Source organism: Lysobacter sp. CCNWLW3 (genome assembly GCF_036697405.1).
Taxonomy (GTDB): Bacteria; Pseudomonadota; Gammaproteobacteria; order Xanthomonadales; family Xanthomonadaceae; genus Lysobacter.
In genome coordinates this window covers 57153-84094 of sequence record NZ_JBAHWA010000007.1, presented here as the reverse complement: position 1 = coordinate 84094, position 26942 = coordinate 57153, and the positions used below count along the sequence as shown (strand labels likewise).

Here is a 26942-nt window from a genome sequence, read left to right as displayed (position 1 = left end):
TCTTCGAGATTTCCCCATGAGTCCTCCCGCCAGCCCGGCCGCGCGCGACCGGTTGCGCATCGCCATCCAGAAGTCCGGCCGCCTGGCCGAGCCGGCGCGCGCGCTGTTGGCCTCCTGCGGCCTGAGCTGGCGCGAGAGTCGCGACCGCCTGTTCTGCTACGGCGAAACCCTGCCGGTGGACCTGCTGCTGGTGCGCGACGACGACATCCCCGGCCTGATCGCCGACGGCGTCTGCGACCTCGGCGTGGTCGGCCGCAACGTCTTGCTGGAGCAGGACGGCGACCGTCGCGGCAGCGGCCGCGCGCCGGCGTTCCGCGAATGGCGCGCGCTCGGTTTCGGCGCCTGCCGGCTGGACCTGGCCGTGCCCGAGGGCTGGGACTGGCAGGGCCCGGCGCAGCTCGCGGGCAAGCGCATCGCGACCAGCTATCCGGCCCTGCTGTCGCAGTGGCTGGCCGAGCAGGGCGTGGACGCGCAGGTGGTGCTGCTGTCGGGTTCGGTCGAGATCGCGCCGCGCCTGGGCCAGGCCGAAGCGATCTGCGACCTGGTCTCCAGCGGCGCCACCCTGGCCGCGAACCAGCTCAAGGCCGTGACCACCCTGATCCAGAGCGAGGCCGTGCTGGCCGGCCCGGTCGAAGCCTTCGACGACGTGCGCGGCGAACTCGCCGACCTGCTGCTGCGCCGCCTCGACGGCGCCTTGCGCATCCGCCACAGCAAGCTGTTGCTGTTCCAGGCGCCGCGCCAGCTTTTGGCCGATCTGCTGCCGCTGCTGCCCGATGCCGAGGCGCCGACGGTGATGCAGCTCGACGGCGGCGACGGCGTCGCCCTGCAGGCGTTGTGCCACGGCGCGGTGACCTGGCAGCGGCTGGAGGAACTCAAGCGCGCCGGCGCGCGCGGCCTGATGGTGTTGCCGGTCGAGGGCATGCTGGCATGAGCGGCCCGGCATTGATGCAGCGCCTGGACTGGAATGCGCTCGACGAGGGCCGGCGCGAGACGGCGCTGCGCCGCCCGGCGCAGCGGACCCGGCGCGAAACCGCCGAGGCGGTGACGGCGATCCTGGAGCAGGTGCGCGCCGGCGGCGATGCCGCGTTGCGCGCCTTGAGCGCGCGCTACGACGGCGTCGCCCTGGACGCATTCGCGGTCGGCGCCGCCGAGTTCGACGCCGCCGAACGCGAGCTGCCGGCCACCTTGCGCGCCGCGATCGATCAGGCCGCCGCGCGCATCGAAGCCTTCCACGCCGCCGGCATGACCCAGCCCTACATCCTGGACAGCGGCGACGGCGTGCGCTGCGAGCGCATCCTGCGTCCGATCCAGCGCGTCGGCCTGTACGTGCCGGCCGGCTCGGCGCCGCTGCCCTCGACCGCGCTGATGCTGTGCATGCCCGCGCGCCTGGCCGGTTGCCCGCAGGTCGCGCTGTGCACGCCGCCGCGCCGCGACGGCCGCGCCGATCCCGCCGTGCTGTACGCCGCGCGCCGCTGCGGCGTGGAGCGGGTCTACAAGCTCGGCGGCGCGCAGGCGATCGCGGCCATGGCCTTCGGCACCGCCAGCGTCGGCAAGTGCGACAAGCTGTTCGGGCCGGGCAATGCCTACGTCACCGAGGCCAAGCGCCAGGTCGCGCTGCTGGAGGACGGGGCGGCGATCGACCTGCCGGCCGGCCCTTCGGAAGTGCTGGTGATCGCCGACGCCGGCGCCAATCCGGCCTTCGTCGCCGCCGACCTGCTGTCGCAGGCCGAGCACGGCCCGGATTCGCAGGTGATCCTGCTCAGCGACGACGCCGCGCTGCTGGCCGCGGTCGAGGCCGAGATCGAAACCCAACTGGCGGCCCTGCCGCGCGCCGAGACCGCGCGCGCGGCGCTGCGCGCCTCGCGTTCGATCCGGGTGGATTCGATCGCCGACGCGCTGGAAGTCAGCAACCGCTACGCCCCCGAACACCTGATCCTGGCGCTGCGCGACGCGCGCGCCTGGCTGCCGCGCGTGCTCGCGGCCGGCTCGGTGTTCCTCGGCGACTGGGCCCCGGAAGCGCTGGGCGACTACTGCAGCGGCACCAACCACGTATTGCCCACCAGCGGCGCGGCGCGCTATGCCGGCGGCGTCAACGTCGCCAGCTTCCAGGTCGCGATCACGGTCCAGGAAGTGCAGCCGCGCGGCATCGCCGCGATCGGCCCCTGCGCGGTCGAGCTGGCCAGCGCCGAGGGCCTGGACGCTCACCGCATCGCCGTCGCGCTGCGTTTGCGGCAGGTGGCCGCATGAGCGCGCCGCTGTCGCTGCTGCGCGAGGACCTGCGCGATTTCGCCGGCTACAAGTCGGCGCGCAGCGAAGCCCTGGCCGGCTCGGTCTGGCTCAACGCCAACGAATCGGCCTGGGCCAACGCCGCCGACGCCGAGGGCGCGCTGCGCCGTTACCCGGATCCGCAGCCGCCGCGCCTGCGCGCGGCCCTGGCCGAGCTGTACGGCTGCGCGCCGGAGCAACTGCTGGCCGGCCGCGGCAGCGACGAAGGCATCGACCTGCTGCTGCGCGCGTTCTGCCGCCCCGGCGGCGACGCCATCGTGACCACGCCGCCGACCTTCGGCATGTACGCGGTGTGCGCGCGCCTGCACGGCACGCGCGTGGTCGAGGTCGACCTGCGCGACACGCCCGCGGGCTTCGTCTGCGATTTCGACGCGGTCGCCACGGCCGCGGAGGCGTCCGGCGCCAAGCTGGTGTTCCTGTGCTCGCCCGGCAATCCCTCCGGCACGCTGCTGCCGCTGGACGCGATCTCGGCGCTTGCGCGGCGCTTGCGCGAACGCGCGCTGGTGATCGTCGACGAGGCCTATCTCGAATACGCGCAGGCGCCGTCGGCGATCGGCCTGATCGCCGCCCAGCCCAATGTGGTGGTGTTGCGTACGCTGTCGAAGGCGCATGCGCTGGCGGCGGCGCGGATCGGCAGCACCATCGCCGACGCCGCCCTGATCGCGGCCCTGCAGCGCTGCCAGGCGCCGTATCCGTTGGCCGAGCCCTGCGTCGCGCTGGCCCTGCGCGCGCTCGACGGCGGCGCGCGCGCGCTCAGCCTGGCCAACGCGGCCGCCTGCGTGCTGGAGCGCGAACGCCTGTACGCCGCGCTGCCCGGCGTGCCGGGCCTGCGCCAGGTCTATCCCTCGCAGGCCAATTTCCTGCTGGCGCGCTTCGAACGCGCCCAGGCCGCCTACGACGCGTTGCTCGCCGCCGGCGTGGTGGTGCGCGACATGCGCGCGGCGCCGCAGCTGGCCGACGCCCTGCGCATCAGCCTGGGCACGGCCGAACAGAACGCGCGCGTGCTGCAGGCCCTGACCCGCGCCGACGCCGGCGAGCGCGCCGCATGAACCTCAGCTTCGAATCCTGCCCATGAGCCAGATCCCGCTCCTGTTCGTCGACCGCGACGGCACCCTGATCGCCGAGCCCGACGATTTCCAGATCGACAGCTACGCCAAGCTGCGCTTCGTCGACGGCGTGATCCCGGCGATGTTGCGCCTGCGCGACGCCGGCTATCAGTTCGTGATGATCAGCAACCAGGACGGCCTGGGCAGCGCCGCGTTCCCGCGCGAGGACTTCGAAGGCCCGCACGCGCTGATGCTGCAGGTGTTCGCCAGCCAGGGCATCGTGTTCCGCGACATCCTGATCGACACCAGCCTGCCGGCCGACAACGCGCCCACGCGCAAACCGGCGATCGGCCTGGCCCTGCCGCTGCTCAAGGACCGCGGCATCGACTGGACGCGCAGCGCCATGGTCGGCGACCGCGACACCGACATCGCGTTCGCGCGCAACCTGGGCATCCGCGGTTTCCAACTGCGCACCGAGGCCTTTGGCGGCGACTGGGACTGGACGGGCATCGCCCATGCGCTGGCCGATGCGCCGCGCACCGCGCGCATCCAGCGCAACACCCGCGAGACCCGCATCGAAGTAGGCGTGGACCTGGACCGCGAAGCCGACCCGCGCGTGTCCACCGGCCTGGGCTTCTTCGACCACATGCTGGAGCAGTTGGGCAAGCACGGCGGTTTCGCGCTGGAGCTGGAATGCCGCGGCGACCTGCACATCGACGAGCACCACACCATCGAGGACAGCGCGCTCGCGCTGGGGCAGGCGCTGCGCGCGGCGCTGGGCGACAAGCGCGGCATCGGCCGCTACGGCTTCGTCCTGCCGATGGACGAAAGCCTGGCCACGGCGGCGCTGGATTTCTCCGGCCGGCCCTATTTCGTGTTCGAGGGCGCGTTCGCGCGCGAACGCGTGGGCGACGTGCCTACCGAACTGGTGCCGCATTTTTTCCGTTCTTTATGTGAGACAGCAGGCCTGAACTTGAACCTGAACGTGCAGGGCGACAACGACCACCACAAGGTCGAGGCCTGCTTTAAGGCGGTCGCGCGCGCGCTGCGGCAGGCGATCCGGCGCGAGGGCCACGGCCTGCCCAGCACCAAGGGCACGCTCTGATTCGGGCGTTGCCGTTCAGGAATATGCAGTCCGGTCCGGCGTGGCGGCCGCAAGTCCGCTTCCGGGCCGTAATGACGATAGTTGAGCCAGCCCCTGCGGTTGGCGACAGCGCGAGCAAGAGGTTTTCGTGACGGGCGTCGTACTGATCGACATGGGTGGGGGGAACATCGGCTCGGTGCGTTATGCACTGGAGCGGTTGGGTGCGCACGCAGTTCTGAGCGCCGACCCCGCCACGATCCGTTCGGCCGAGCGAGTGATCCTGCCGGGGGTCGGGGCGGCGGCGCCAGCGATGGCGCGGCTGCGTGAGCTCGGTTTGGTCGACACCATCCGGGCGCTGCGTCAGCCGCTGCTCGGGATCTGTCTGGGCATGCAGCTGCTGTTCGAGTCGTCCGAGGAGGGCGACGTGGAGTGTCTCGGGCTGTTGCCGGGACGCATCGGCAAACTGCAACCGCGCCAGGGAGTTCGCGTGCCGCACATGGGATGGAATGCATTGGAACGGCGACGCACGTCGCCCCTGCTGGACGGCATCGCCGACGGTGACCGCGCCTATTTCGTGCACAGCTACGCGGTGCCGGTCGGCCCCGACACGCTGGCCGCGAGCGAACACGGCGTGCCGTTCTCGGCCGTGGTCGGGCGCGACAACCGCTACGGCGCGCAATTCCACCCCGAGCGTTCGGCGGCGGTGGGCGCGCGCCTGTTGCGCAACTTCCTCGACGGGGTGCCGGCATGAACAACTGCACGCTGTACCCGGCCATCGACGTGCGCGCCGGGCGCGTGGTACGCCTGCGCCAGGGCGACTACGAGCAGGAAACCGCCTACGACGAGGAACCGCTGAGCATGGCCAAGCGCTACGCCGACACCGGCGCGCGCTGGCTGCACCTGGTCGACCTGGACGCCGCGCGCTACGGCGGCTACACCCTGGCGCCGCTGCTGCGCGCGATCACCACCACCAGTTGGATGCGCGTGCAGACCGGCGGCGGCGTGCGCAGCGAGGCCGACATCGAGGCCATCCTCGACGCCGGCGCCGACCGCGTCGTGGTCGGCTCGCTGGCGGTGCGCGAGCCCGACCGCGTCGGCGACTGGCTGCAGCGCTACGGCGCCGACCGCATCACCGTCGCCCTGGACGCGCGCCAGTCCAGCACCGGCCACTGGCGCCTGCCGGTCGCGGGCTGGACCGAGGACAGCGGCGCCCAGCTGGAGCCGATGCTGGAGCACTTCGCCAACGTCGGCGTGCGCCACCTGCTGTGCACCGACGTCTCCCGCGACGGCACCCTGCTGGGGCCGAACCTGGACCTGTACCGGCACGTGCGCGTGATCGCGCCGGAGATGCAGGTGCAGGCCTCCGGCGGCATCCGCGACATCGCCGACATCGTCGCCGCCCACGAAGCCGGCTGCCGCGGCGCGGTGCTGGGCAAGGCCCTGATCGAAGGCCGCTTCGGCCTCGGCGAAGCCCTGCACAAGGCGCAGCGATGCTGAGCCGCCGCATCGTCCCCTGTCTGGACGTGCGCGAGGGCCGCGTCGTCAAAGGCGTGCGCTTTCGCGACCACGTCGACATGGGCGATATCGTCGAACTGGCCTTGCGCTATCGCGACGAGGGCGCGGACGAGTTGGTGTTCTACGACATCACCGCCAGCCCGCAGGGGCGCAGCGTCGACCGCGAATGGGTGGAACGGGTGGCGCGCACGATCGACATCCCGTTCTGCGTCGCCGGCGGCATCCGCAGCGTCGAGGACGCGCGCGCGGTGCTCAGCGCCGGCGCCGACAAGATCTCGATCAACACGCCGGCGCTGGAGCGGCCGGAGCTGATCGGCGAGATCGCCGACGCCTTCGGCGTGCAGTGCGTGGTGGTCGGCGTCGACAGCCTGCGCGACGAGGACGGGCAATGGCGCGTGCGCCAGTACACCGGCGATCCCGAGCGCAGCCGCGCGCTGGCGCGGCGCACCCTGGATTGGGTGGTCGAGGCGCAGGAGCGCGGCGCCGGCGAGATCGTGCTCAATTGCATGGGCAGCGACGGCGTGCGCCGCGGCTACGACCTGGAGCAGCTTGCGGCGGTGCGCGCCGTTTGCGAAGTGCCGCTGGTCGCCTCCGGCGGCGCCGGCGAGATCGCCCATTTCACCGAAGTATTCCGCGACGCCGACGCCGATGCCGCGCTCGCGGCCAGCGTGTTCCACTCCGGCGCGATCCGCATTCCCGAACTCAAGCGCGCGCTGCGCACGCAAGGCGTGGAAGTCCGCGATGTCCACTGAGGCGACACCGCCGATGCTGGCTCCGGACGCCATCGACCGCCTGTCCTGGGACAAGCAGGACGGCCTGCTGCCGGCCATCGTTCAGGACGCGGCGACCCTGCGCGTGCTGATGCTGGGCTATATGAATCGGCAAGCCCTGGCCCAGACCCTGGCCAGCGGCCACGTCACCTTCTACAGCCGCAGCCGGCAACGGCTGTGGACCAAGGGCGAGACCTCCGGCAACGTGCTGCAGCTGCTGGCGATCGAAGCCGATTGCGACGGCGACACCCTGTTGGTGCAGGCGCGTCCGCAAGGGCCGACCTGCCATCTCGGTCGCGACAGCTGCTTCGAACACGCGCCCACGGATTTCCTGGCCGAGCTCGACCGCTTGGTCGCGCGCCGCGAACGCGAGCGCCCGCCCGGCAGCTACACCACGCGCCTGTTCGAGCAGGGCAGGCGCAGCATCGCCCAGAAGGTGGGCGAGGAGGGCGTGGAAACCGCCCTGGCCGGCGTGGTCCAGGACGATGCCGCGCTGTGCGGCGAGGTCGCGGACCTGCTCTACCACCTGCTGGTGCTGCTGCGCGCGCGCGGCCTGTCGCTGGACGATGCGGTCGCGGTGCTGAAGTCGCGCCACGGCCAGCCGCATCGGGGTTCCGAACCGGCCTGAGCAGGCTTTCGCGCCCATCGGTTCCTGTTCTTCGTGGGAGCGGCGTAAGCCGCGATTCGACCTTCGGCGTGCGACGAGAACCGCGACCTGCCGAGAAAACGCCCGCCTGGACCCGCGTCGGTTGACGTGTTGTCGCGCATCGCGGTTTACGTCGCTCCCATAGGAAGCGACAGCGCGCACTCGTGCGCTCCGGCACATGGATCGCCAAGCCGGCGTCGCATAATGGGCCCCCCGTCCGGAGCCCGCCATGCGTCCATCCGTCACCGCCTGCGTCCTGTCGCTGGCCCTGATCGCTCCGGCCAGCGCGCTCGCGCTGCCGCCGCCGTGCAACAGCGGCATCGTCTACGAAGACCGCAACGGCAACGGCAACCGCGACCAGGGCGAGCCGGGCCTGCCGGACATCCGCGTGTCCGATGGCGTCGAGCTGGTCGCCAGCGACGCGCACGGCCATTACCACCTGCCCGCGATCGACGGCCGCACCAGCTTCGTGATCAAGCCGCCGGGCTATCGCGTCGGCCGGCGCGACAACGGCCTGCCGGATTTCAGCTTCAACGTGCAGCGCGAGCCCGGACCCAAGCTCAAATACGGCGGCATCCCGGCCTCGTTCCCGAGCTGCCGCGACTACGCCCTGATCCCCGACGCCGCGCCCGCGCGCGCCGAGCTGGACGTGCTGGTGTTCGCCGATCCCCAGCCCAAGACCGCGACCGATGTCGACTACTACCGCCGCGACATCGTCGAGCCGCTGCTGGCCGCGCGCGTGGGGCAGGGCGCGATCGCCGACCTGGGCCTGAGCCTGGGCGACATCGTCAACGACGACCTCTCGCTGTATCCGGCCATGAACCGCGCCACCGCCCAGCTCGGCGTGCCCTGGCTGCACGTGCCCGGCAATCACGATCTCGACTTCGACGCCACGCGCGACGAGGATTCCCTGCTCAGCTACCGCCACGTGTTCGGTCCCGAGACCTATGCCTGGGAAGAGCAGGCGGCCTCGTTCGTGATGCTGGACGACGTGATCTACCGCCCCGGCCAGAGCCCGGCCTACATCGGCGGCCTGCGCGAGGAGCAGTTCGCCTTCCTCGAGCGCTACCTGGCCGGCGCGCGCAAGGACCGCCTGCTGGTGCTCGGCGTGCATATTCCCTTCTTCGATGCCGCGCCCGGACGCGAGACCTTCCGCCGTGCCGACCGCGAGCGCCTGTTCGCGCTGCTGCGCGATTTCCCCAAGGTGCTGCTGCTCAGCGGCCACGGCCACGTCCAGCGCCACGTCTACCACGACGCCCAGGACGGCTGGCACGGCGCCGCGCCGCTGCACGAGTACAACGTCGGCGCCGCCTGCGGCGCGTTCTGGTCCGGCGTCAAGGACGCCCAGGGCATTCCCGCCGCGACCATGGCCGACGGCACCCCGAACGGTTACGCGCGCCTGGGCGTGAACGCGGACGGCGCCTATCGCCTGAGCTGGCACCCCGCGCGCCTGCACGCCGCGGCCGCCTCGACGCCGGCGATGTCCCTGCACGCGCCGCGCGTGCTGCGCCGCGGCGCCTATCCGGCCTTCGGCCTGTACGCCAACGTCTACATGGGCCAGGACGACCGCCAGGTCGAGTTCCGCATCGACGACGGCGCCTGGGCGCCGATGCGACGCGTGGCCCAGCCGGACCCGGCGCTGCGGGCCGAGAACGTGCGCGACGACGAGGCCGCCAGCCTGCGCGGCTACGATCGCTCGCCCGAGGCCGAGCCTTCCGCGCACCTGTGGCGCGCGGCCTTGCCGACCGATCTGGCGGCGGGCGAACACCGCATCGAAGTGCGCACGCTCGATCCCTGGCAGGGCGAGCAGCGCGCGCATACCGTCTACCGCCTGCAGGACGCGGAGGAGTAGCCGATGGCCGCCGAACTGCCGACCGACCTGCCGATCGAACTGTTCGCCGACGCCGCGGCCTGGGAGCGCTGGCTGGAGACGCACGCCGGCGCGCCCGGCCTGTGGCTGAAGATCGCCAAGAAGAACCAGGGCGTGGCCTCGGTGTCGTATCCCGAGGCCTTGGACGTGGCGCTGTGCCACGGCTGGATCGACGGCCTCAAGCGCAGCTGCGACGAGCGCTACTTCCTGCAGCGCTTCACTCCGCGCCGGCCGCGCAGCATCTGGTCGCAGATCAACATCGGCAAGGTCGAAGCGCTGATCGCGGCCGGCCGCATGCGCCCGGCGGGGCTGCGCGAAGTCGAGGCGGCGCAGGCCGACGGACGCTGGCAGGGCGCCTACGCCTCGGCGCGCACTATCGAGGTGCCCGACGACCTGGCCGCGGCATTCAAGAAGAACGCCAAGGCGCGCAAGTTCTTCGAGCAGATCGACCGCAGCAACCGTTACGCGGTGTTGTGGCGGATCCAGACCGCCAAGAAGCCCGAGACGCGCGCGGCGCGGATCGAGAAGCTGGTGGCGATGCTGGAGCGCGGCGAGAAGATCCACGGCTGAGCCGCAGCGCCCGCGCATGAACGCGCGCCATCGCGGCGCTGGGTTTTACGCGACGGTTACGCCCGCGCCGTTCCGGGGCATGGAGGCTTTACGCCCGACGCGCCTACAGTTTTCGCAAGCGCGCCGCCCCGAGCGCGCAACGAGCGACAACGTGTCCATCGTCATTCTGCGTGGCCCCGAATCCCTCCATGCCGGCGCCGGCGCGCGCGTGCCCGATGCGGTGCGCGCGCGCCTGGCCCAGTCCGCGGCCGACGCCGGCAAGACCATCGCCCTGCGCAGTTGCCGCAGCGAGGCCGAACTGGTCGAAGGCCTGAGCGGCCTGCGTTCCGGCGGGGTCGAACTGCTGCTGTTCGACCCCGGCGCCTGCGCCCCGGCCAGCGAACGCCTGCGCCGCGCCCTGGAGGCGCTGGACACGCCCTACATCGAAGTCCACGACGACGACATGGACGCGCCCGAACCCTCGCTGGCGCCCCACGGCGGCGCCTGCCTGGCCCAGGTGCACGGCTATGCCGCGCAGAGCTACACCCTGGCGCTGGCGATCGCCCTGGAACACCTGGGCTGCGCCGAATGCGGGCACGGCGTGCACGTGGGTACCTGAGCGGCGCGCGGCGATACAGCCATGAGCGCGCATTACTACTACTTCGCCGACTACGAGATCCTGGTCGGCGGGCGCTATGTCGTGTGGGGGCAGAGCACCCTGGACTACGCGCCGACCGCTGCCTTCGATCCGGCCGAAGTGCTGGAGCGCATCCGCCGCCAGGCCGCGGATGCGCACGGCGTGGATTGCACCGAGGTGCGGGTGCGCAGCGTCAGTCGCCTGTAGCACCTGCCCGGCTGTGGGGTAGGAGCGGCGTGAGCCGCGACCTCTCCACGCCGCGGCATCCCCACGCAGGGCCGATGTGCCTGGACGGCCGCGAAAGCCGGCGCGATCGGCGCGGCCGTTCGCGATGACGGTCGCGGCTCACGCCGCTCCTACCCCAAAGCGAGGCGCGCCTGCGCATATGGGAGCGGCGTGAGCCGCGATCGAGATTTCGAGCGTCGGCGCAGCCCGACTACGACGGCCGAAACTACGGGTGCCGGTCAGACCTCGACCTGATCGAACGCGGTCGCGCGTATATGCCCATGCGCCGCTTCGCCCAGGCGCGGCTGCGGGTAATCTTCCAGGCGGTCGATCAGCACCGTCGCCAGACCGGCCTCGCGCGCGGCGTCGGATTCCTCGACCACGTCGGACAGGAACAGGATCTCGTCCGGGGGCAGGCCGATCGACTCGGCGATGCGGGCGTAGCTGGCGGCCTCGCGCTTGCCGCCGATCTCGGTGTCGAACCAGCCCGAGATCAGGCCGGTCAGGTCGCCGTCGTCGCTGTGGCCGAAGAACAGGCGCTGCGCCGGCACGCTGCCGGAGGAGTACACGTACAGCGGCAGCCCGGCCGCGTGCCAGGCACGCAAGGCGGCCGCGGCATCGGGATAGATGTGCGCGGTGAAGTCGGCGCCCTGGTAACCGTCGGCCCAGACCATGCCCTGCAGCGCCTTGAGCGCGGTGTGCTTGCGGTCCTCGTCGATCCAGCCCTGCAGCACCTCGACGATCATCTCGTCCTGGCACAGGCCGCCGTTCTCGGTCGCCACCGCGTCCAGCCATTTGCGCACCGCCGGCTCGCGTCCGCGCGCCTTGACGAAGCCGGGCAGGGCGCGGCGCGCGTACGGGAACAACACGTCCTTGACGAAGGAGATGCTGCTGGTGGTGCCTTCGATGTCGGTGAGGATGGCGCGGATGGGCATGGCGGGGGTGTCGCGGTGGGGACCTGGGATTGTCGCCTTCCGGGCGCGACGAGGCAAAGGCGCGTGCGTGCGCCGCGCCGGCGCGAGCGTTCACGCGCGGCCGCCGGCGGCGTTCTTGCGGTTAGGCGGGCCGCTCCGGGCCCGAGCGCGGAGCGGGCATGAGCATCGAATTCATCGTGGCGATCGCCGATACCCCGGACAACCGGACCATCGTGGAGGGCAACGACGTGCGCCTGAGCGGCGGCACCGGCACCCTCAACGGCAAGGTGTTGATCAGGATCCTGCCGTCCGGGGTGGGGCCGGCCAATCGCATTCGCCTGCACATCCGCAGCCCGGGGCCGTGGTGGGCCCTGGACGAGGTGCGCGACCTGCAGCGCTTCAGCCCGCTGGTGGAAACCCCGGTGCTGGCGGTCGAACGCCTGTCCTGAGCGCGGGCGCGCCTGGTCTCAGGCCGCCTGGCCCTTCTCGTAGCGCGGGAAGCGCTGGGCGATGTCGGTGCCGGTGAAATGGCCGACCCAGCCATCCGGCTCGGTGAAGAAGCGGATCGCGACGAAGCTGGGCTCCGGGCCCATGTCGAACCAGTGCAGGGTGCTGTCGGGCACCGAGATCAGGTCGCCCTGCTCGCACTTGATCTCGTACACGCCGGTGTCGACGTGCAGGGTGAACAGGCCGGAGCCGGCGACGAAGAAGCGGACCTCGTCTTCCTTGTGGTAGTGCTCGTCGAGGAACTTGTGCCGCATCGTCTCGCGCTGCGGGTTGTCCGGGGCGATGCTGACCACGTCCACGCTCTTGAAGCCGCGCTCGGCGACCAGGCGGTCGATGTCGGCGCGGTAGGCTTCCATGATCGCATCCGGCGCATCGCCGGGCGCGACCGGGCGGCTGGCCTGCCACTGCTCGAAGCCGACCCCGATCTTGGCCAGTTCGCGCGCCATTTCGGCGCGGTCGCTGGTGCTCAGGCGCGGCGTGCGGGCGTCGTCTTCGTCGAATATGCGCAGGCGGCTCATCGCTGCAGTCTCCTCAATTCCAGTTCGCATCCGAGCAGGAACTCGAACGCTTCCAGGTGGCGCCGCGCCTCGGGCATGTCGCGGCCCCAGGCGTACAGGCCGTGACCGTCGATCAGATAGCCCCACATGTCCTGGCGGTCGAGCAGGGCGTCGACCTGGGCGGCGAGGGTGTGCATGTCCTGGGTGTTGGGCAGCACCGGCAGTTCCAGGCTCATCTCGTGGGTGGTGTTGCCGGTGAAGGCCTTCAGCAGCTCGTAGCCTTCCAGATGCACGTGGCCCATGCCGGCGTACAGGCGCGAGGCCACGGTCTGGGTCTGCGAATGCGTGTGCAGCACACAGCCGATCTCGGGGAAGCGCTTGTACAGCTGGGTGTGCAGCAGGGTCTCGGCCGAGGGCCGGTGGCTGGTCGCGACCGGCGCGCCCTCCAGGTCCACGACCATGATGTCGGACTCGGTCAGGCGGCCCTTGTCGCGGCCGGAGACGGTGATCGCCGCGTGGCGTTCGTCGATCCGGCGCGAGAAATTGCTGCTGGTCGCGGGCGTCCAGCCGCGCGCGGACAGCTCGCGCACGTTGACGATGATTTCGCCGGCGCAGTGGGCCAGGCGTTGCGGGTCGTAGGGCAGGGCGGTGCTCATGCCGCCAGTTTACAAACTCTGCGCGTCGACGGCGTGTCCGCGGCCGGCGACGCAGCGTTCCGGCCGGCGACGGGCCGCCAGGGCGGCCCGCCGGGGTTGGTTGCGCGCGGGCCGGCCGGCCCGCGCCGGGCTCAGCGGCCCGAGGCCGCGCGCAGGCGGCTGTGGCGGATGCCGTACAGGAAGTAGATCGCGAAGCCGATCGCGGTCCAGACCGCCATCAGGAACCAGTTGTGCGCGGTCATGGTCGACAGCAGCGCCAGGCAGCTGAAGATGCCGGCCAGGCAGATCGCCCAGGCGAACGGGATCTTGAACGGCCGCGGCAGGTCGGGCTGGGTGCGGCGCAGGATCAGCACGCCGGCGCAGACCGCGGCGAACGCGATCAGGGTGCCCATCGAGGTCAGCTCGCCCAGCACGTCCAGCGGGAACAGCGCGGCCAGCACGGCGATGCCGATGCCGGTGATCACGGTGTTGATGTGCGGGGTGCGGTAGACCGGGTGGATCTTGGTGAACACCGGCGGCAGCAGGCCGTCGCGGCCCATGATCATGAAGATGCGCGGCTGGCCGATGATCATCACCAGCACCACCGAGGACAGGCCGATCAGGGCGCCGATCTCCACCACCACCCGCAGCCAGCCCAGTTGCGGATGCGCCGCGACCGCGGTCACCACCGGCTCGTCGGTGCCCAGCTGGGTATAGGGCACCAGGCCGGTCATGATCGCGGCCATGGCGATGTAGAGCACGGTGCAGATCGCCAGCGACAGCAGCATGCCGATCGGCAGGTCGCGCTGCGGCTTGTGCGATTCCTGCGCCGCCACCGACACCGCCTCGAAGCCGATGTAGGCGAAGAACACCAGCGCCGCGCCGCGCAGCACGCCTTCGAAGCCGTACTTGCCCGGCCCCTGGTTCTCGGGGATGAAAGGCTGCCAGTTGGCCGGGTCCACGTACTTCCAGCCGGCGACGATGACCAGCAGGATCAGGCCGGTCTTGAGCACCACCATGGCCATGTTCATCGCCGAGGATTTGCGGATGCCGACGTAGCACAGCCAGGTCAGCAGCAGCACGATCGCGGCCGCGGGCAGGTTGGCGATCGCGCCGGTCGGGCGCAGCTGCGCATCCAGCGGCGCGCTGACCAGGGCCGACGGCAGGTGGATGTCGAAATGATCGAGCAGGCTGAGGAAGTAGCCGGTCCAGCTGACCGCGACCGCCGAGGCCGATACGCCGTACTCCAGCACCAGCATCCAGCCGATGAACCAGGCCGCCAGCTCGCCCAGGGTGGCGTAGGTGTAGGAATAGGCGCTGCCGGACACCGGCACCATCGCCGCGAACTCGGCGTAGGCCAGGGCGCAGAAGGTGCAGCAGATCGCCGCCAGCACGAACGAGAGCATGATCGCCGGGCCGGCGTGGTCGGCCGCGGCCTGGCCGGTGATCACGAAGATGCCGCCGCCGATCACCGCGCCTATGCCCAGCGCGGTCAGGCCCCAGGGCCCGAGCGTGCGGTGCAGGCTCAGGCCCTCGGCATCGGCGTGTGCGGCGTGCGGGTGTTTGGTCGCCCAGAGTTGTTTCATCGCATCTTCCTGGCGCCGGGCCGCGGTGCGTCCGGCGGAATCGGGCAGGCCCTGGGGCCTGAACTGTCGGTCCTGAAATGGACAAGGCCGGCGGGCTGTTCAGGAGCCTCCGCCGGCCTTGCGCCTCTTGCTATGTTCAGCCCGCCTTGCGCAGCTTGCTGTTGCGGTAGCCGTAGACCATGTAGATCACCATGCCGATCGCGGTCCAGCCGACCATCAGGCGCCAATGCTCGGAGAAGGCCTGCCAGAACAGGAACAGGCAGGCGATCGCGCCCAGCGGGCAGACGATGATCGCCAGCGGCACCTTGAACGGGCGCGGCAGATCGGGACGGGTGTAGCGCAGCACGAGTACGCCGACGCAGACCGTGGCGAAGGCCAGCAGGGTGCCCATCGAGACCAGTTCGCCGAGCACGTCGATCGGGAACAGGCCGGCCAGGGTGCAGGCGAAGATGCCGACGATGATGGTGCCGATGTACGGGGTCTGGTGCTTCGGATGGACCTTGGCGAACACCTTCGGGATCAGGCCGTCCTGCGACATCGTGAAGAAGATGCGCGGCTGGCCCATCAGCATGACCAGGATCACCGAGGACAGGCCGGCGAGCGCGCCGATCACCACGATGAAGCGCAGCCAGTTCAGCGCCGGGTAGTTGCCCAGCGCGGTCGCGACCGGTTCCGGCGTGTTGAGGGTGCGGAAGTCGGCGATGCCGGTCAGGGTCAGCGACACCAGGATGTACAGGATGGTGCAGATGAACAGCGAACCCAGGATGCCGATCGGCATGTCGCGCTGCGGGTTCTTGGCCTCGCCGGCGGCGGTGGAGACCGCGTCGAAGCCGATGTAGGAGAAGAACACGATCGCCGAGGCGCGCGCGATGCCCTCCCAGCCGAACTTGCCGGGGCCTTCGTTCTCGGGGATGAACGGGGTCCAGTTGTCGGCGCTGATGTACTTCACCGCGAAGGCCAGGAACAGCAGGATCACGACCAGCTTGATGGTCACGATGATCGAGTTGACGAAGGCCGACTGGGTCACGCCGACGTAGCACAGGCCGCTGAGCGCGGCGACGATGCAGACCGCGGGCAGGTTGATGAAGGTGCCGGTGGCCTGGATGCTGCCGTTGACGAAGGTGTAGGGCGCCGAGGCCAGGGCCTTGGGCAAGGCCAGGTCGGTGCCTGTCCATCCGCCTATCAATTGCAAGAGCTCGCTGAAGTAGCCGGACCAGCCTACCGATACCGTCGAGGCCGCGAACAGATACTCCAGCACCAGGTTCCAGCCGATGAACCAGGCCACGAACTCGCCCAGGGTGGCGTAGGAGTAGGAGTAGGCGCTGCCCGAGACCGGCAGCATGGCCGCGAACTCGGCATAGCACAGGCCGGCCAGGGCGCAGGCGAAGCCGGCCAGGATGAAGCTGATGACCACCGCCGGGCCGGCGTGCTGCGCCGCGGCCTGGCCGGTGAGGACGAAGATACCGGCACCGATCACACCGCCGATGCCCAGCATCACCAAATGTTTCGAAGTCAGTGCGCGTTTGAGCGAGGCTTCGCCTTGAAGACTGCCGTGGGTTTCCCCGGCGTCCACGTGCGGCGCGGCTTGCACCGGCTTGGTGATGAATAGGCCCTTAGACATCAGTATCCCCAGATGGTGAATGGTCGGCCGCCCCGTACAAACGGCACGACCGGCGTATGGCGCAATGGCGGGCCACCATAACCCAGCGGGGAAAGCAGCGGCAAGCGGGACAAAGTCATGGTCTTTGCCGGCATAATCCGCCTCCGGATCAAGCCGCAGTGCAGCATTTGGGATGCTCGTGAGACATTCAGACCCGGACGCCGAGCTGCGTTCCAATCTCATCGACTATGCGCGGCGCTGGCCCGACGAGGCCGAACGCGTCCAGCCTTTCCTGGACCTGTTGGACGACGCCCAGGACCCGTTCCGGCGCGAACGGCTCGAGGGCCACTACACCGGCGGCTGCTGGCTGGTCGACCGTGCCGGCGAGCGCGTGCTGCTGACCCACCACCGCAAGCTCGAACGCTGGCTGCAGTTGGGCGGCCACGCCGACGGCGACCGCGACCTGGCCCGGGTGACCCTGCGCGAGGCCGAGGAGGAGTCCGGGCTGTCCGACCTGAGCGTGGAGCCCGAACCCTTCGACCTGGACCGGCACTGGATCCCCGAACGCCGCGAGGTGCCCGGGCATTGGCACTACGACGTGCGCTACGTGGTGCGCGCCAACGGCAGCGAGGATTACGTGGTCAGCGAGGAATCGCTGGACCTGGCCTGGCGCCGCATCGACGAGCTGCTGGACGATCCGGGCAGCGATGAGTCGATGCGCCGGATGGCGAGGAAGTGGTTGGCGCGGCAGGGGTGAACCTCGCGAGGTCCCTCGCTCCCTGTAGGAGCGGCATAAGCCGCGACCGCGCTCCCGGTTCCTGCATGGCCTTCGATGGCAATCGGCTCCCTGTAGGAGCGGCGCAAGCCGCGACCGCGAACTGCGGTAACCGAGCGAGTCCGAGTTCTAGTCGTTATTCGGTGGCACCGCTCTCGCCTAGGCCTGTCATCCCTGCGCGTGCGGGGATCCGGCACCGTAGGATGCGGTGAGCCGCAGGCGAACCGCATCGTCGCCATGTTCGGCGCTCGCGCATGCTCCAGCTTCAGGCTCCCTTCTTTCTTGAAGGGCGAAGCTGTGCGCTTACGAAGCCCAGGTTCGTGCACGGGTGAACGCCGGCAGGCTATGCCTGCTGGCCGGGCGGGCTGGGGAGGATTTGCTTTTGCTCGTCATCCCCGCGAAGGCGGGGATCCAGTGACTTCAGCGCTTCGTCGGGTGTTGCGGCGAATGGTTGATGGCAAGGTCAACGGCTTTCGCCCGCTGCGCGTGCAGTTACTTTTTCTTGCTCTTGCTCGTCATCCCCGCGAAGGCGGGGATCCAGTGACTTCAGCGCTTCGTCGGGTGCTGCTGCGAATGGTGGTTAGCAAAGTCAACGGCTTCCGCCTGCTGCGCATGCGGGTCACTTTCTCTTGCTTGCCCAAGAGAAAGTAACCAAAGAGAAGGGCAGGGTCTCGCCAAACCTCCCTTGCGAGATCGGGGTGGGCGCCGGGATTTTTCGATAGGACATCCTTGTCCTATCGAAAAACGGCGCGCGTCCTGCGCGCCGCCCTCCGGGTCTGAGTGGGGCTGGGCGAGTTCGTGGCATTGGATTCAAATGCCGGGGCAACGGCAACGGCAACGGCAACGACGACGACAACGACAACGACGACAACGGCAGCGGTAGCGGCCGTGTTGTTGTTGCCGTCATCCCCGCGAAGGCGGGGATCCAGTGCCTTTAGCGCGTTGTCCGGTGTCCGAGTAAACGGTGGCAGAGCCGTAGGATGTGGTGAGCCGCAGGCGAACCGCATCGTCGCGAAGGTTCGATGCCGGGCGACACTGCGCTCCATGACTCTGGCGTAGCCCCTCTCTCGCGCTCAGGCCCGACCGCCATGCGGTCGGGCCTGAGCGCGGGTTGGGGTGAGGGCCGCTCTTAAACCGCGCCGATCGCCGGATCGCTGACGCTGGGCCGCCCCGTCTCCACATGCCCCGCGAAGCGGCGCAGGTAGGTCGTGTCGTGGTCCGAACTCAGGCTCAGGTCGTACCAATGCGCGCTGGCCGCCAGCGGCCAGCTGTCGTCGACGCTGGCGCCCGGCGCCAGCGGATAGCTGCGCGGCGCGGCGCTGCTGTAGTGGTTCGGCCGCAGGCTCAGGCGGCAGGCGCCGGTGCCCGAGTTCGTGAAGCGCAGCAGCAAGCGTTCGTTGACCGGGTCGTACTCGATCCGCAGCTCCGGATTCGCGCCGCCGCTGGCGGTCGCCTTCAGCAGATCGCCCTGGAATACGCGCAGGAAGCCGTTCGGCCCGTGCGCGCTGAGATCGTACTTGCCCTGCGTATAGGCCTTGGCGCTCCAGTAATCCGACAGCTGCGTGCCCGGCGTCAGGGTGTAGTACCAGGGGCCGTCGCTGCGATTGCGCGCGTATACGTTGAAGCCGGCGCCGGCGATGCCGGTGTTGGCGAAGTCCAGCCAATAGCGGCCGCTGGAGGCCTCGATGCGGCCGTGCACCTGCAATTGGTACGGCAGCGCGCGCGCCGGACGCTGGCCCGGTTCCTGGCGCGGCATCTTCGGCTGCTTGGGCGCGCTGGGCACCGGCAATTTGCAGCTCTGGTCGGCGCGCGTCATGTGCTCGCGCGTGTCCGGCAGCACCGGCCACGCCGGATCGGCGCCGGCGAAGTCCAAGGCCGTGCTGAGGTCGCCGGCCACCGCCCGCCGCCAGGCGCTGATGTTGGGTTCGGCGACGCCGAAGCGCGCCTCCAGGAAGCGCAGCACCGAGGTGTGATCGAACACCTGCGAGTTGACCCAGCCGCCCTTGCTCCAGGGCGAGACCACGAACATCGGCACGCGGATGCCCAGGCCCACCGGCACGCCGTTGTAGTTCTCGGTGGCGGTGTCGACCGTGCTCTTGCCCAACTCGGGCTTGATCGCCGGCAGCGGCGGCGGCACGTGGTCGAAGAAGCCGCCGTTCTCGTCGTAGTTGATGATGAACACGGTCTTGGACCAGACCTCGGGATTGGCGACCAGCGCCTCCAGCAGGCGCGCGGTCAGCGATTCGCCGTAGGCCGGGGTCGCAGCCGGGTGCTCGCTCATGATGTAGGGCGGCACGATCCAGGACACCGCCGGCAGCGTGCCTTCGCGCACGTCCTTGGCGAAGGCCGCGACCAGGTGCTCGCCGCGCGAGGCGGCGGCGTTGGCGGCGGTCGAGCCGTCCACCCAGGCGCGCCCGCGCCGGTACAGCTCCGAGTTGCGGTCGAGATTGCGGAAGTTGGCGAAGGACTGCAGCGAGTTGTCGCCGTAGTTGTCGTACTCCTGGTACACGCGCCAGCCGATGCCGGCGTTCTGCAGGCGCTCGGCGTAGGTGCTCCAGCGGTGGCCGACGAAGCTGGCCTTGTCCTTGGACATGTCCGAGGTCCAGTTGCCGTCGTCGGCGTTGTTGACCGCCTGCGCGCCGTAGTCGCCCACGGTCATGCCGCTGGTGCCGGTGAACAAATGCATGCGGTTGGGATTGGTCGGGCCGTGGTGCGAGCAGTAGTAGGCGTCGCAGACCGTGAACGCGTCGGCCAGCGCGTAGTAGTAGGGCAGGTCGGCGCGGGTGAAGTGGCCCATGCACATCGGGCCCTTGGTCGCGATCCAGGCGTTGTAGTCCTTCCAGCGCGCGTGCGAACCCTTCCAGCTGTGGTCGATGTCGGCCAGGCATTGCGAGGCGGTGCTGTCGGTGCTGAGCCGGAACGGCAGCACGGCCTGGCCGGCGCTCTTGGGCTGGCGCCAGACCGGATCGCCGTTGGGCAGCGCGATCGGGCGCGGGTCGTCGAAGCCGCGCACGCCGCGCAGCGCGCCCAGGTAATGGTCGAAGGAACGGTTCTCCTGCATCAGGATCACCACGTGCTGCACGTCCTGGATCGTGCCGGTCACGCGCGCGGCGGGCGTGGCCAGCGCGTTGCGGATCGACGGCGGCAGCATCGCCAAGGTGGCGGCGGCGCCGGCGAACTTGAGGAAATCGCGACGGGTGTCGGAGACCATGGGCTTTCCTTGCGAGCGCTGGTGCGGGGGAAGGCGCGATGCTGAGCGAGGATGGTTGCAGGGGTATGGCAGCGGGCGCTCAGGGCCCGCCATTGAACTCCAACTGCGACAGCAAGGCCGCGGCCGCGGGATCGTTCCGGTAACGGCGTCGCAATTCGGTCAGGCGGCGGTCGTTGCCCTTGCAGGCGCCATTGGCGCCTTCGGCGATTTCTTTTCGACGTCGCTTGTCGCCCGGCGGCGCTTCCTCGCCGCGCCAGTGCTCGCACAGGTCGTAGCGCTGCAGGAAGGCGCGTACTTCGTGCGCTTGCTCGCACCAGCCGGGGTAGGCTTCCGGCGCCTCGCACAGCGAGCGCTCGCGCGCGCTCAAACGGCCGCCGGGGCGAGGGTCGTCGAGCTTGGCTTCGCGCGCCTGCGCGACGGCCGCGAAGAAGGTGAGACTCAGCAGCAAGGCGTTGCGGCGGCGCATGCATCCTTCCTCGGGCCTGGGGGAGCGGAGTGCGGCCAGAATAAACCGCAGGCGCGCGCCGATCGTGACGGCTGAGCGGATGTCTGCGTATTTTATGTGCCGGTAAGTAGCCCGAATAAGCTCGGCTTGTCCGGTGGAATACAGCAGCGCGCCTAGTCCGCCGTGAGCCAGCGCGTCATCAGGCGCCGCGCATGCGCCGTGTAGCCCGCGCGTTCGTAGATGCCGCGTGCGTGCGCATTGTCGTAGTTGACCTCCAGCCGCAGCGCCAGCAGGCCTTCCGCGCGGCACAGCGCTTCGGCCTCGGCCAGGGCGCGCTTGCCCAGGCCGGCGCCGCGGTGGGCGGGCCGCACGAACAGCTCGTCGAGCAGGCCGTAGCGGCCGCCGAATTCCAGGCTGAAGCAAAAGCCGACCGCGAGGTGGCCGGCGATCTCGTCGCCGCGCAGGATCAGGCGCAGACGGCCCGCGCCCGGGTCGGCGACCAACCGCGTCAGCGCCGCACGCAGCGCCGGCTCGTTCCAGGGCAGGTGTTCCTCGGCGTAGAACTCGCGCAGCACCGGCATCAGCCGCGGCAGGTCCGCCGTGGTCGCCGGCACGAAGCGGTAGTCGGCCTGGACCATCTCAGTTTTCGGCCGGCCACTGGCGGAAGTTCACGCAGACCGTGGTCTTGTCCAACATGGCGAACTCGCGACTGCCCCAGGGTTTGAGCGCGACCCGGTTCGAGTTGGGATGCAGCAGCTGCGGCGCGCGCGCGGACATCTCCTTGAACACCGCGTCGACGTCGTCGGTATCGATGCCCAGCTCGGGGCGGTCCTTGGCCGCGTACTCCGGGCTCTCCACGATGTAGGCCTTGGCGCCGTCGCGCGCGACCACGGCCATGCCCGCGTCGCGGTAGCGCAGCTCGAAACCCAGGCCGTCGACGAAGAATTCCAGCCCGTCTTCGAGGCGGTCGTAGAAGATCTTGGGGATGAGGTTGTTGAACATGAGTGGTTCCTGGCCTGACCGTATTGCTAAGACTTGGACCGAATCGCGATCGGGGCGCTCGCGCTTTATGTCGGCAGGTCGGCTTGCGCCTTTGCGAGGTCCCGCCGCAAAGTCTCGTCGAAGGTGCCGAAACAGCAAAGCCAGCCGTATTGGCTGAACGAAAACAGGCCGATGCTGGCCGGGTCCCGGTCCAGGCCCGTCGGCAGCGGATGGGGCAGCGACTCCTTCAGGATATGGCTGCGCACCAGGTAGTCGACCTGTCTGACCGCGTAGCGGTAATCCATGCCGGTGCCGCTGGAGGACGCCGATATCTGCGAAATCGTGAGCGAACCGCCGGCGACGCTGAACTGCGCCACGAAGGCCAGGCCGCCCGTCCAGCTGCGGCTGAAGTAGAGACGATCGCCATAGAGGTAGATGTCCCACTTCTCTTCCATGCGCGCCGCCTTGAACAGCACGCCCTCGGAGGTTTCGCCGTCGAAGGGATAGGCGAGCCGGCAGTCCAGCGCGACGCTGTCGGAAGGGAACCGGCCGACGTGTTCCTGGCCCAGGCTGCCGCGCAGCGCGGTGAAGGAAGCGGCGACGCCGGGGTCTTGCGTGGACGACAGCATGGACCTGACGAACGCCAGGCAATCGTATCCGTCCACGACGAAGGGGTTCTTGGGATCGTCCTTGCTCAGCCACTGCACCGACGGCGGTTCGCTCTTGAGCAGGGCTTCCGTGTCCGAGGAAGCGTCGGCCGATCCCGACGACGACTTTTTGCCCAGCAAGCCTTGAAGAAACTTGATCACACGATCTCCTGTTGCCTGATGCCCCGATCGGGGCGAGCCGAACGGCGGCTCTGGCTAGCAAGCACTGCTAGGCCTCAACCGTAACACCGGCGGGCGCGTCGTGCGCCCGGCGGCCGTCCGGCATCGGAATCCCGGCGGAAGAAATACACGGAATATCCAGACGGCGGCCGCCGTAGCCATACGCAAGCCCGCCTGCCGTTGCTCCGGAGACGACGACGGGGCCCGGACCTGCCCGGCGGCTGGCACTGAGGGTGATGGCCAGCGTATTCAGAGCGGCGCTACTGCCCGTCGCCAGCGATATCGGTCAGCAGTTCGTAGGCCCGATGAATCCGCTTCGTCTCATATTCCGCGCATAGGTTCGGAGTGCTCGACGTGAAAGCGAAGTGCCCCGATGCGTCCGCTCCTTCTATGACCAGGCCCCAGCCATCTTTGACGCGGGAGCAAAAGATCCACTGGCCGTCATAGGCGCGCAACCGCTGGAACGCTTTCAGCACCTTCTGCGCCCGATGCGTCGTAATGCTGCTGGTCAGGCGCAGCTTCCTCGAGTCGCTTCCCGAATAGACCGAGATACTGCCCCGCGTGACGACCCAGGCGGTTATCGAGTCGGTCAGCGCGATACGGCGCCACACACGCACCGAAGGCTGTGCCGGGTTCGATGAGAGGGGCGGAAGCCCCGCCACGGAGGCATAGTCGGCGGCTTGCCGCGCCGGTTCGCCGGTTCGCTGGGATTCGGAGACCGGCGTCAGCAGGAGTGCGAAGACCGCGGCCGAAAGCAGCAATTTCATGGGGCTTCCAGCGCGGGCAGGCGGAGACGGGCGTTGCGTCCGATATTCAGGCGGCGCAGAAGCCGTGTCAACGCATTGCTCGAAGGCCGGCGAGCCGCTCGATGGGCCCGCAGCCAGCGGCTGCTGCGCAAGGGCCGCGCGGCTAAGGCCCCGTGCGGGCGTAGTCGTACGCGCGCAAAGCCCAATGCGCCAGATCGGGCCGCGGCCAGGACGGCCGGAACAGCGCGATGCGCACCCATTCCGGGCCCACGGCGGCGGCTTCGGCTCCGGTCGCCATGGCGATGGCGATATCGCTGGCGCGCAACCGCCAGTAGGTGTCGCACATGCCGGCGGCACCGCAGAAAACGGTACCCGCGGTGATGAAGCAGGGCGCGGCGAAGGGGGCGCCGTCGCCCGCCGATTCGTACGCTCCGAGTCGCGCCAGCGACGCGAGCAACTCCGTGGTCAAGTCGGAATGCGCCGACTGGCCTTTGAAGAATTCCGCTGCTTCGGGATTGGTGAGCATGTGCCTGGAAGCCTGGCGCGTGTCGGTCGCGTGGAGGACGATTCCGTACTCGTTCACGTCGGGGCATCGACCGATGCTTGACGCCGCCACATCGGCGACGCGCAGGCCGGAGCGGCCTGCGCGTCGGGCGGCGCTTGGATCAATCCGCGCGGCCGGCGAACTCGCCGGTGACGGTGTTCACCAGCACGCGTTCGCCGTTGACGATGTACTCGGGCACCATGATCTCGATGCCGGTGGAGAGCTTGGCCGGCTTCGGGCGCTTGGTGGCGGTGCCGCCCTTGAGCTCCGGCGGCGTCTCGATCACTTCCAGGGTCACGCTCGCCGGCAGCTGCAGGGCGACCGGCTGGTCGTCGATGATCTGCACGTAGCAGCCCGACAGGTCGTCGACGATGTAGCCGGCGGCGTCGCCGACCACGTCGGCATCCAGCGTGTACGGGGTGTAGTCCTCGTCGTCGAGGAAGACGAAGGCGTCGCCGTCCTTGTACGAGTAGGTCGCCTGGCGGCGGCTGAGCTCGACTTCCTTGAGTTCGTCGTCACCGCCGACGCTGAGGTCGAACTTGCTGCCGCCGGGGACCGAGTACATGGTGAAGCGGAACTTGACGTTGCCGCCGCGGCCCTGCGGCGAGCTGCGTTCGATATCGCGCACCTGGTACACGGTGTTGTTGTGCTCGATTACGTTACCTTTTTTGACGTCGTAGGCTTTCATGGGTTTGGGGCCGGGAATAGGGAATCGGGAGTAGGGAGTAGGGAATCGGCAAGGCAACGGCGTGGAGAAGCGGGACGGAGACGGAAGCGCTTTGGCGATTCCCGATTCCCCATTCCCGATTCCCGGCCTTACTTGGGCGCCAGACGGGTCGCGCCGTCGAGACGGATGGTCTCGCCGTTGAGGTAGGTGTTGCCGAGGATGTAGGCGACCAGGTCGGCGAATTCCTGCGGGCGGCCCAGGCGCGAGGGGAAGGGGATCGACGCGCTCAGCGACTGCTGCACCGACTCGGGCATGCCGTCGACCATCGGAGTCCAGAAGATGCCCGGCGCGATCGTCATCACGCGGATGCCGAAGCGCGCCAGCTCGCGCGCCATCGGCAGGGTCATGCCGACCACGCCGCCCTTGGACGCCGAGTACGCGGCCTGGCCGATCTGGCCCTCGTAGGCGGCCACCGAGGCGGTGTTGACGATCACGCCGCGCTCGCCGTCGGCGCTGGCCTGGTTGTGCTGCATCAGGTTGGCGGCGGCCTTGGCGACGTTGAAGCTGCCGACCAGGTTGACCATGACCGTGCCCTGGAACTGCGCCAGCGGCATCGGCGCGTCCTTGCCCAGGACGCGGCCGGCGCCGAGGATGCCGGCGCAGTTGATGGCGACGTTGAGCCCGCCCAGGAAGTCCTTGGCCGCGGCCACGTTGGCGACCACGCCGGCTTCGTCGGCGACGTCGGTGCGGAAGTAGCGCGCACGCTCGGCGCCGAGTTCGGCGACCGCGCTGGCGCCCTTGTCGTCGTTGAGGTCGAACAGGGCGACCTTGCCGCCGTGGGCGACCAGGTGCTGGGCGACCGCGAGGCCGAGGCCGGAGACGCCGCCGGTGACGATGGCGCGCACGGTGTCGAGTTGCATAGGGAGGTCCGGGTCGGGGAAAACGGCGATTTTACCGGACTGGCCGGGCCGCCGCTGGCGCCGGCGCCAGCGCGTCCCGCCCCGGTTCGCGGTAGACCGTGCCGTCCTTGACCACCAGCACGGGCTGTTTCAGGGCCTCGATGTCGCCGCTGGGGTCGCCGGCGAACGCGGCCAGGTCGGCGCGCAGGCCGGGGGCGATCCGGCCGATGCGTTCGGACTGGCGCAGGATGCGCGCGGCCACCGAGGTGCAGGCGCGCAGGGCCTGGGCCGGGGCCATGCCCAGTTTGGCCATCCACACCGGCTCGCGGTAGTTGTCGCCGTGGCGGAACACGCCGACGTCGCTGCCGCAGCCGATCGTGGTGCGTTCGGCCAGGGCGGTGCGGAAGGCCTGCTCGGCTTCGCGCAGTTTCGGCGTCGGCGGCGTCTGGCCGGGCACGTAGCCGGCGTAGTACTGCTCGGTGGATTCGACCGCGGTCAGGGTCGGCAGGTAGGCGACATCGCGCTCGCGCATCAGGCGGAAGGTCGCGGCGCTGCCGCCGTAGCCGTGTTCGATGCTGTCCACGCCGGCCGCGATCGCCAGGCGCATGCCGGCATCGCTGGCCGCATGCGCGGCGACCGGGCGCCCGCTGAGGTGGGCGGCGTCGACCAGGGCGCGCAGTTCGGCCGCGCTGAAGGTGGGCTGGGCGCTGCCGTCGGCGCCGATGCGATAGTCGGCGTAGACCTTGATCCAGTCGGCGCCGTGGCCGGCCTGTTCGCGCACCGCGCGCACGGTTTCGTCGACGCCGCTGACCTCCTGGGCGCCGCCGGGCAGCTCCAGGTCGGGGCGGAAACCGCGCGGGCCCGGCCCGTAGCTGGCGGTGGCGACGATGGCGCGGGTGGCCACGAACAGACGCGGGCCGGGGATCAGGCCTTCGTCGATGGCGCGCTTGAGCGAGAGATCGGCGTAGCCGGCGCCTTCGGTGCCCAGGTCGCGCAGGGTGGTGAAGCCGGCGCGCAGGGTTTCGCGCGCATGGCGCGCGGCGAGCAGGGTGCGATAGGCCTCGGCTTCCTTCAGCACCTGGTCGTTCCAGGCCGCCTCGTTGTAGGGGTGTAGGAACAGGTGCGCGTGCAGGTCGATCAGGCCCGGGGTCAGGGTCGCGCCGGGCAGGTCGATGCGGCGCGCATCGGCGGGCGCTTCGATGCCGTCCGCGGGGCCGACCGCGACGATCGCGCCGTCGCGCACCAGCACCGCCCAGCCTGCATGCGAAGCCTCGCCGTCGCCGGTCCAGACCCGTTCGGGGCGCAGCAGCAGGGTTTCGCCGCGGGGGGCGAGTTTGGGGTCGGCGGCTTGGGTGGTGAGGGTGGCGGTGAGCAGTACGGCGCACAGGGCCAGGCGCAAGCGGTGGTTCATTGGCGGGCCTCGCGTGAGAGGGGGCGACGTCGATACCTGCGGGGGCGCTGAAGTCACTGGATCCCCGCC

30 protein-coding genes are annotated in these 26942 nt (G+C 69.8%); 15 read left to right on the top strand and 15 right to left on the bottom strand.

Translation table 11 applies throughout. From position 1 onward, the window contains the following. Positions 1 to 16: 16 nt before the first annotated feature. From hisG to V1318_RS13060, 12 genes are all read left to right on the top strand, one after another. Positions 17 to 931 (top strand): ATP phosphoribosyltransferase, encoded by a 915-nt coding sequence (gene hisG, locus V1318_RS13115; RefSeq protein WP_332940132.1) that lies wholly within the window; start codon positions 17 to 19, stop codon positions 929 to 931. 14 nt (positions 932 to 945) lie between these two features. After that, entirely contained in the window at positions 946 to 2247 is a 1302-nt protein-coding gene (hisD, locus tag V1318_RS13110) for a histidinol dehydrogenase (RefSeq protein WP_332940281.1), read from the top strand. Then, a complete protein-coding gene (gene hisC, locus V1318_RS13105; RefSeq protein ID WP_332940131.1) occupies positions 2244 to 3335 on the top strand; it encodes a histidinol-phosphate transaminase in 1092 nt (363 codons plus the stop codon). Before hisD ends, hisC begins: the two co-directional genes overlap by 4 nt. Positions 3336 to 3357: 22 nt before the next feature. Beyond that, positions 3358 to 4437, top strand: a complete 1080-nt coding sequence (gene hisB / locus V1318_RS13100) for a bifunctional histidinol-phosphatase/imidazoleglycerol-phosphate dehydratase HisB (protein WP_332940130.1) — start codon at positions 3358 to 3360, stop codon at positions 4435 to 4437. Positions 4438 to 4564: 127 nt separating this feature from the next. After that, entirely contained in the window at positions 4565 to 5167 is a 603-nt protein-coding gene (gene hisH, locus V1318_RS13095) for an imidazole glycerol phosphate synthase subunit HisH (RefSeq protein ID WP_332940129.1), read from the top strand. Beyond that, positions 5164 to 5913 carry a 1-(5-phosphoribosyl)-5-[(5-phosphoribosylamino)methylideneamino]imidazole-4-carboxamide isomerase gene (gene hisA, locus V1318_RS13090; protein WP_332940128.1) on the top strand — a complete coding sequence of 250 codons (750 nt, stop codon included), beginning with the start codon at positions 5164 to 5166 and terminating at the stop codon, positions 5911 to 5913. Before hisH ends, hisA begins: the two co-directional genes overlap by 4 nt. Continuing rightward, positions 5907 to 6683, top strand: coding sequence for an imidazole glycerol phosphate synthase subunit HisF (gene hisF, locus V1318_RS13085; protein WP_332940127.1), 777 nt, complete (start codon positions 5907 to 5909; stop codon positions 6681 to 6683). The genes hisA and hisF overlap by 7 nt, the downstream gene beginning before the upstream one ends. After that, positions 6673 to 7329 (top strand): bifunctional phosphoribosyl-AMP cyclohydrolase/phosphoribosyl-ATP diphosphatase HisIE, encoded by a 657-nt coding sequence (hisIE, locus tag V1318_RS13080; RefSeq protein ID WP_332940126.1) that lies wholly within the window; start codon positions 6673 to 6675, stop codon positions 7327 to 7329. Before hisF ends, hisIE begins: the two co-directional genes overlap by 11 nt. A gap of 247 nt (positions 7330 to 7576) precedes the next feature. Continuing rightward, positions 7577 to 9199, top strand: a complete 1623-nt coding sequence (locus tag V1318_RS13075; protein WP_332940125.1) for a calcineurin-like phosphoesterase family protein — start codon at positions 7577 to 7579, stop codon at positions 9197 to 9199. A 3-nt stretch (positions 9200 to 9202) separates the two neighbouring features. Continuing rightward, entirely contained in the window at positions 9203 to 9787 is a 585-nt protein-coding gene (locus tag V1318_RS13070; RefSeq protein ID WP_332940124.1) for a YdeI/OmpD-associated family protein, read from the top strand. Positions 9788 to 9938: 151 nt separating this feature from the next. Then, the gene (locus V1318_RS13065) at positions 9939 to 10385 is read left to right on the top strand and encodes a type II 3-dehydroquinate dehydratase (protein WP_332940123.1); all 447 of its coding nucleotides are present in this window, start codon (positions 9939 to 9941) and stop codon (positions 10383 to 10385) included. A 21-nt stretch (positions 10386 to 10406) separates the two neighbouring features. Continuing rightward, on the top strand, positions 10407 to 10610 hold the full coding sequence (locus V1318_RS13060; protein WP_332940121.1) for a hypothetical protein: 204 nt from the start codon (positions 10407 to 10409) through the stop codon (positions 10608 to 10610). A gap of 257 nt (positions 10611 to 10867) precedes the next feature. On the opposite strand, the gene mtnC is transcribed toward V1318_RS13060, so the two are convergent. Then, positions 10868 to 11563: an acireductone synthase gene (gene mtnC / locus V1318_RS13055; protein WP_332940120.1), complete on the bottom strand. Its 696-nt coding sequence runs from the start codon at positions 11561 to 11563 to the stop codon at positions 10868 to 10870. A gap of 158 nt (positions 11564 to 11721) precedes the next feature. Here mtnC and V1318_RS13050 point away from each other — a divergent pair, with 158 nt between their 5' ends. Continuing rightward, positions 11722 to 11991 carry a hypothetical protein gene (locus V1318_RS13050; RefSeq protein ID WP_332940119.1) on the top strand — a complete coding sequence of 90 codons (270 nt, stop codon included), beginning with the start codon at positions 11722 to 11724 and terminating at the stop codon, positions 11989 to 11991. 18 nt (positions 11992 to 12009) lie between these two features. On the opposite strand, the gene V1318_RS13045 is transcribed toward V1318_RS13050, so the two are convergent. The 4 genes from V1318_RS13045 to V1318_RS13030 all read right to left on the bottom strand — a co-directional run bounded on the left by V1318_RS13045 (position 12010) and on the right by V1318_RS13030 (position 16388). After that, entirely contained in the window at positions 12010 to 12567 is a 558-nt protein-coding gene (locus V1318_RS13045; protein ID WP_332940118.1) for an acireductone dioxygenase, read from the bottom strand. Further along, complete coding sequence (locus V1318_RS13040; protein WP_332940117.1) at positions 12564 to 13202, bottom strand: methylthioribulose 1-phosphate dehydratase; 639 nt, start codon at positions 13200 to 13202, stop codon at positions 12564 to 12566. Before V1318_RS13040 ends, V1318_RS13045 begins: the two co-directional genes overlap by 4 nt. A gap of 131 nt (positions 13203 to 13333) precedes the next feature. Then, positions 13334 to 14767, bottom strand: a complete 1434-nt coding sequence (locus V1318_RS13035) for an amino acid permease (protein ID WP_332940116.1) — start codon at positions 14765 to 14767, stop codon at positions 13334 to 13336. A 136-nt stretch (positions 14768 to 14903) separates the two neighbouring features. Further along, the gene (locus tag V1318_RS13030) at positions 14904 to 16388 is read right to left on the bottom strand and encodes an amino acid permease (RefSeq protein WP_332940115.1); all 1485 of its coding nucleotides are present in this window, start codon (positions 16386 to 16388) and stop codon (positions 14904 to 14906) included. Positions 16389 to 16608: 220 nt separating this feature from the next. Here V1318_RS13030 and V1318_RS13025 point away from each other — a divergent pair, with 220 nt between their 5' ends. Both V1318_RS13025 and V1318_RS13020 read left to right on the top strand, forming a co-directional pair. Then, positions 16609 to 17124 (top strand): NUDIX hydrolase, encoded by a 516-nt coding sequence (locus V1318_RS13025; protein ID WP_332940280.1) that lies wholly within the window; start codon positions 16609 to 16611, stop codon positions 17122 to 17124. 465 nt (positions 17125 to 17589) lie between these two features. Then, entirely contained in the window at positions 17590 to 17793 is a 204-nt protein-coding gene (locus V1318_RS13020) for a hypothetical protein (protein WP_332940114.1), read from the top strand. 478 nt (positions 17794 to 18271) lie between these two features. On the opposite strand, the gene V1318_RS13015 is transcribed toward V1318_RS13020, so the two are convergent. The 10 genes from V1318_RS13015 to V1318_RS12970 form a co-directional block, all read right to left on the bottom strand. Next, complete coding sequence (locus V1318_RS13015) at positions 18272 to 20353, bottom strand: phospholipase C, phosphocholine-specific (protein WP_332940112.1); 2082 nt, start codon at positions 20351 to 20353, stop codon at positions 18272 to 18274. 79 nt (positions 20354 to 20432) lie between these two features. Continuing rightward, positions 20433 to 20819, bottom strand: coding sequence for a hypothetical protein (locus V1318_RS13010; RefSeq protein WP_332940111.1), 387 nt, complete (start codon positions 20817 to 20819; stop codon positions 20433 to 20435). Positions 20820 to 20971: 152 nt separating this feature from the next. Continuing rightward, positions 20972 to 21436 (bottom strand): GNAT family N-acetyltransferase, encoded by a 465-nt coding sequence (locus V1318_RS13005; RefSeq protein WP_332940110.1) that lies wholly within the window; start codon positions 21434 to 21436, stop codon positions 20972 to 20974. A gap of 1 nt (position 21437) precedes the next feature. Beyond that, positions 21438 to 21800 carry a hypothetical protein gene (locus tag V1318_RS13000; RefSeq protein WP_332940109.1) on the bottom strand — a complete coding sequence of 121 codons (363 nt, stop codon included), beginning with the start codon at positions 21798 to 21800 and terminating at the stop codon, positions 21438 to 21440. 65 nt (positions 21801 to 21865) lie between these two features. After that, positions 21866 to 22588 (bottom strand): hypothetical protein, encoded by a 723-nt coding sequence (locus V1318_RS12995; RefSeq protein WP_332940108.1) that lies wholly within the window; start codon positions 22586 to 22588, stop codon positions 21866 to 21868. Positions 22589 to 22866: 278 nt separating this feature from the next. After that, positions 22867 to 23373: a hypothetical protein gene (locus V1318_RS12990; protein WP_332940107.1), complete on the bottom strand. Its 507-nt coding sequence runs from the start codon at positions 23371 to 23373 to the stop codon at positions 22867 to 22869. Between the two features lie 142 nt (positions 23374 to 23515). After that, entirely contained in the window at positions 23516 to 23935 is a 420-nt protein-coding gene (locus tag V1318_RS12985) for a hypothetical protein (RefSeq protein ID WP_332940106.1), read from the bottom strand. An 82-nt stretch (positions 23936 to 24017) separates the two neighbouring features. After that, positions 24018 to 24584 (bottom strand): elongation factor P-like protein YeiP, encoded by a 567-nt coding sequence (gene yeiP / locus V1318_RS12980; RefSeq protein WP_332940105.1) that lies wholly within the window; start codon positions 24582 to 24584, stop codon positions 24018 to 24020. A 128-nt stretch (positions 24585 to 24712) separates the two neighbouring features. Beyond that, complete coding sequence (locus tag V1318_RS12975) at positions 24713 to 25483, bottom strand: SDR family NAD(P)-dependent oxidoreductase (protein ID WP_332940104.1); 771 nt, start codon at positions 25481 to 25483, stop codon at positions 24713 to 24715. A gap of 31 nt (positions 25484 to 25514) precedes the next feature. Further along, a complete protein-coding gene (locus V1318_RS12970) occupies positions 25515 to 26873 on the bottom strand; it encodes an amidohydrolase family protein (protein WP_332940103.1) in 1359 nt (452 codons plus the stop codon). Positions 26874 to 26942: the final 69 nt, after the last annotated feature.